Origin of the sequence: Campylobacter sp. 2014D-0258 (assembly GCF_008000495.1) — a bacterium.
Lineage (GTDB): Bacteria > Campylobacterota > Campylobacteria > Campylobacterales > Campylobacteraceae > Campylobacter_D > Campylobacter_D jejuni.
In genome coordinates, this window is record NZ_VOAR01000002.1 from 1 (window position 1) to 1,029 (window position 1,029).

Genomic DNA, 1,029 nt, shown 5'->3' on the forward strand with positions numbered 1-1,029 from the left:
TTTTACAAAACATCCCTTTTATGCTTGAAAGCATTCCTTTTCAAAGAATCTTAAGTGAAAGAAAAAACAAATTTGAAAATGCTATAGTAGTTTCTGCAGGACCTTCTCTTGCTAAACAACTTCCTTTACTTAAAGCTTATCAAGAAAAAGCAGTGATCTTTTGTGCTGATGGGGCTTTGAGTATGCTTGAGAAAAAAGGCATAGTGCCTGATTATGTGACGAATTTAGATTTTACTGATCTAGCAATGAAATTTTTTCAAAATAAAGAAAATAAAACTTCTTTAAATGTGCTTTCATGTGCTACTCATCCTAATGTCGTGCATAGTTTAAAGGCTGAAAATTGTATGATTGTTTTAAGAAATAAAGCCATTTATCAACGCTTTAACCTTAATGACTTTGGTTATATTGATACAGGTACTCATGTAAGTCATTTTTCTTATACTTTAGCTTTAGCTTTAGGATTTAAAAATATTATTATGATAGGGCAAGATTTAGCCTTTGATGAAGAAGGAAATTCACACTCAAAAGGTTTTGATTTTGGAGAGAAATTTAGCGGTGAAGAAAATATAGATAAACTTAAAGTCCCTGCCTATGGAGGCAAAGGAGAAGTTTTAACCCATATAACTTGGAATGATTATCGTATAAAACTTGAATATCTTTTTGCTTGCAATGATCAAAAGGCTAAATTTTACAATGCTACTGAAGGTGGAGCAAGGATTAATTTCACTGAAGAACTTTCTTTTAAAGAATGTTGTGAAAAACTCCTTACAAAAGAAAAACCTAAATTTGAATTTCCAAAAAGTTTAACTAAAAATAGAAGTGATAAACTCCTAGTTAAATTCAAAGAAAAAATACAAAAAGATCAAGATAATGCTAAAAGATTTTTAGACGATGCCTTAGCTTTAAAACAAATTTTAGAAAATATACTCAGTAAAGATTTTCTTTTGCCTTTAGAATTTTTAGAAAAAGTCTATCAAAATATAGAAAATTTTAATCACTCTTTAGATGAAGATGAGTTTATACAGCCTT

General features: G+C 29.1%; 1 protein-coding gene. It reads left to right on the plus strand.

Annotation, left to right across the window (positions count from 1 at the left end; all coding sequences use genetic code 11):
* Positions 1-1,029: motility associated factor glycosyltransferase family protein (locus SR62_RS00545; RefSeq protein ID WP_147502218.1), on the plus strand; the 1,029-nt coding region annotated here is incomplete at both ends.